This is a genomic window from Dietzia sp. DQ12-76 (genome assembly GCF_014145045.1).
Taxonomy (GTDB): domain Bacteria; phylum Actinomycetota; class Actinomycetes; order Mycobacteriales; family Mycobacteriaceae; genus Dietzia.
Genome location: NZ_JAALDV010000055.1, coordinates 1 through 3372 on the forward strand (window position 1 = coordinate 1; position 3372 = coordinate 3372).

Sequence of the window (3372 nt, forward strand, 5' to 3'; positions counted from 1 at the left end):
GCGCCGCGGCCGCGACCGGGTGGCCCGGTGCCCCTCGCCCGGTGGCGGCGATCGACCTGTTGCCGGAACGGGTCCTCGGCGGGGACCGCGGGGCCGCGGGCATGCTCGTGGAGCGGATCGTGTCCCCGCTGAGGGGTGCGGACCCCTCGCTGGAGGAGACCCTCCGGGCCTATCTGGACTCGGGCGGTCATGTCGAGGCGTGCGCCCGTGAGTTGTATGTCCATCCCAACACCGTGAGGTATCGGCTCAAACGAGTGAGCCAGATCACTGAGTTCGACCCGTTGGACGCGAGAGAGGCATTTGTCCTCCGTATCGCCCTCGTGCTCGGCAAGTTCTCCGAACGAAGCCCTCAGGAGAGCTAATCATTCACTCCCGTCACACCGTGTAACGAAACCGTCGCTGCGACAGATGGCGGCGCCCTCAACACGAATTTTGTGGGAACCCCACAAAATCCCGCCGTGGTTTCTGGCTGCGAGAACATCATCCGACGGAGGGCATCCCGTGTTGTCTGATACTCGTGCTTTGCCTCACCGCCCCAGGACAAGGGTCCCAGAAAGCCGGAATGCTCGCGCCGTGGCTCGAGCTCCCCGGTGCGTCGGACCGTCTCGATGAGTGGTCCGCCTCGAGTGGACTCGATCTCGAGCGCCTCGGCACCACGGCGACCCTGCAGGAGATCACCGACACCGCGGTCACCCAACCGTTGGTGGTCGCCTCCGCGCTGCTCGGCGCCGCGGAGCTCCGTCGGCGGGGCCGGGTCCCTGCGGACACCATCGTCTCCGGACACTCCATCGGCGAGGTCGCGGCGCTCGCGATCGCCGGGGTGGTCTCCGAGGCCGACGCACTCCGCCTGGCTTCGGTCCGCGGCGCCGCGATGTCGAAGGCGTGCGCCGACCGCCCCACGGGGATGATCGCCGTGCTCGGTGGGGTGGAGGCCGACGTCCTGCTGGCCCTCGAGAACGCCGGTCTGGAACCGGCGAACAGGAACGGCGCCGGGCAGATCGTCGCCGCCGGCCCTCTCGAAGCGTGCGATGCTCTCGAACAGAACCCCCCGATCCGCGCCCGCCTGCGGCGCCTCGACGTCGCCGGGGCGTTCCACACCGGTCACATGGGGTCGGCCGTGGAGGAGTTCCGCGCCCTGGCGGACACGATCGAGGTCCGCGACCCGGAGTTCACTCTGCTCTCCAACTCCGACGGCATGGTCGTCACCTCGGGCCGGGACGCCCTGAACCGCGTGATCTCCCAGATCACCCATCCCGTCCGGTGGGACCTGTGCACGCAGACCATGCTCAAGCTCGGCGTCGACGCCTTTATCGAGCTCCCGCCCTCCGGTGCGCTCGTCGGCCTGGCCAAGCGAATGATGCGCGAAGTGCCCCGCCACGGCGTGACCACGCCCGAGGACCTCGAGGACGCGCTCGACGCCGTCCCGGCTCTCAGCGGCGCCTAGACCACCCCCACGAACCCGCGGTCACCGGCCTGGTCCGGTGGCCGTGTCACGACGACCACGTCGCACCCGGCCGGGTGCGACGACACCACCAGAAAGGACACCACATGGCACGCACCGAGGCCGAGATCATCTCCGGACTTGCGGAGATCGTCGAGGAGGTCACCGGGATCGAGCCCTCCGAGGTGACGCCGGAGAAGTCCTTCGTGGACGATCTGGACATCGATTCCCTGTCCATGGTGGAGATCGCCGTGCAGACGGAGGACCGCTACGGGGTGGAGATCCCGGACGAGGATCTCGCCAAGTTGCGTACTGTGCAGGATGCGGTCGACTACATCCAGAAGATCGACCAGAGCTGACACCACGTCCCGGAGCACGGGGCGGGGGCGCGTTCAGGGCCGAAGGTGCGGTCGGTGCACCAGACGAGCCCGCGTCCCCTCCCCATATCCGGGACCCGACACACCAGAACACTCCGCGTCATGCGGGGTGACGGGCGGACGGCGCGATCAGGGACGGGGGTCCCCGATCGTTCGCCTCCCCCACACCAGCCAGTCCGGGGGTCCATCAGGAGCGCACCCTCCCACCCGGGAGGTGCGCCGCGGAAAGGACTGCATTCGATGACCATCACCAGCGCCGTGGACCAGACCACACAGATCGACCCGCGCGACCCCGTCGCACGGCTCGAGACTCTCTTCGATCCTGCATCGCTTGAGTTCCTCACGGAGCCGGACGCCTCGGGCGCACTCGCCGCCCGGGGACTGATCGACGGCGAAGCCACCATCGCCTACGCCACCGATGCCACCGTCATGGGTGGGGCGATGGGCCTGGACGGCTGCCGCCACATCGTCCACGCGATCGACACCGCCATCGACGAGCACCTGCCCGTCGTGGGCGTGTGGCACTCGGGAGGAGCGCGTCTCGCCGAGGGCGTCGAGGCGCTCCACGCGGTCGGCCTCGTCTTCGAGGCCATGGTGCGCGCGTCGGGTCACGTGCCGCAGATCTCGGTCGTGCTCGGCCCCGCCGCGGGCGGTGCCGCGTACGGCCCCGCACTCACGGACGTCGTGATCATGGCGCCGGCGGGCAAGATCTTCGTCACCGGCCCCGACGTGGTCCGCTCCGTCACCGGGGAACAGGTCGACATGGAGGGACTCGGCGGCCAGGACGTCCACCACCGCAAGTCCGGTGTGTGCCACATCGCCGCCACCGACGAGAAGGACGCGCTGCACCGAGCACGGCGCCTGGTCACCCTGCTCGCCGCCCAGGGAGAATTCGACCTGCGCGCACTCGAGGGCGACCACACCGACCTCGCGGGACTTCTCCCGGACTCACCCAAGCGGGCCTACGACGTCCGTCCCCTCGTCCACGGCATCCTCGACTCGTCCGAGCTGGACGGGAGCTCGACCTTCGAGGAGCTCCAGGCAAAGTGGGCGCCCAGCATCGTGGTGGGCTTCGGCAGGATGTCAGGCCGCACGGTCGGGGTGATCGCCAACAACCCGCTCCGCCTGGGTGGCTGCCTTAACTCCGAGTCCGCCGAGAAGGCCTCCCGGTTCGTCCGCCTGTGCAACGCGTTCGGCGTCCCCCTGCTCGTCGTCGTCGATGTCCCGGGTTATCTGCCAGGGGTGTCACAGGAATGGGACGGCGTCGTGCGCCGTGGGGCCAAACTGCTGCACGCCTTCGCGGAGGCGTCCGTCGCCCGGGTCACGCTGGTCACCCGCAAGATCTACGGCGGCGCCTACATCGCCATGAACTCGCGCGCCCTCGGTGCCTCCGCAGTGTTCGCGTGGCCCGATGCCGAGGTCGCGGTCATGGGCGCCAAGGCAGCGGTGGGCATCCTCCACAAGCGCACGCTCGCCGCGGCGCCCGAGGACGAGCGTGAGGCCCTGCACGAGCGACTGGCCGACGAGCACGCCGCGATCGCGGGCGGCGTGGGC

General features: G+C 69.5%; 4 protein-coding genes. All 4 read left to right on the top strand.

The genetic code is table 11. The features are described from left to right. On the top strand, positions 1 to 362 hold a 362-nt coding region (locus G6019_RS02785; RefSeq protein ID WP_182627000.1), incomplete at its 5' end, for a PucR family transcriptional regulator. Between the two features lie 155 nt (positions 363 to 517). Continuing rightward, positions 518 to 1444 carry an acyltransferase domain-containing protein gene (locus tag G6019_RS02790; RefSeq protein ID WP_182613025.1) on the top strand — a complete coding sequence of 309 codons (927 nt, stop codon included), beginning with the start codon at positions 518 to 520 and terminating at the stop codon, positions 1442 to 1444. A gap of 104 nt (positions 1445 to 1548) precedes the next feature. Next, the gene (gene acpM, locus G6019_RS02795; RefSeq protein WP_095719155.1) at positions 1549 to 1800 is read left to right on the top strand and encodes a meromycolate extension acyl carrier protein AcpM; all 252 of its coding nucleotides are present in this window, start codon (positions 1549 to 1551) and stop codon (positions 1798 to 1800) included. Between the two features lie 258 nt (positions 1801 to 2058). Next, on the top strand, positions 2059 to 3372 hold a 1314-nt coding region (locus G6019_RS02800; RefSeq protein ID WP_182627002.1), incomplete at its 3' end, for an acyl-CoA carboxylase subunit beta.

Coding starts and splice junctions, on each gene's coding strand:
- acpM (WP_095719155.1), top strand. CDS start 1,549: ATGGCACGCACCGAGGCCGAGATCATCTCCGGACTTGCGGAGATCGTC.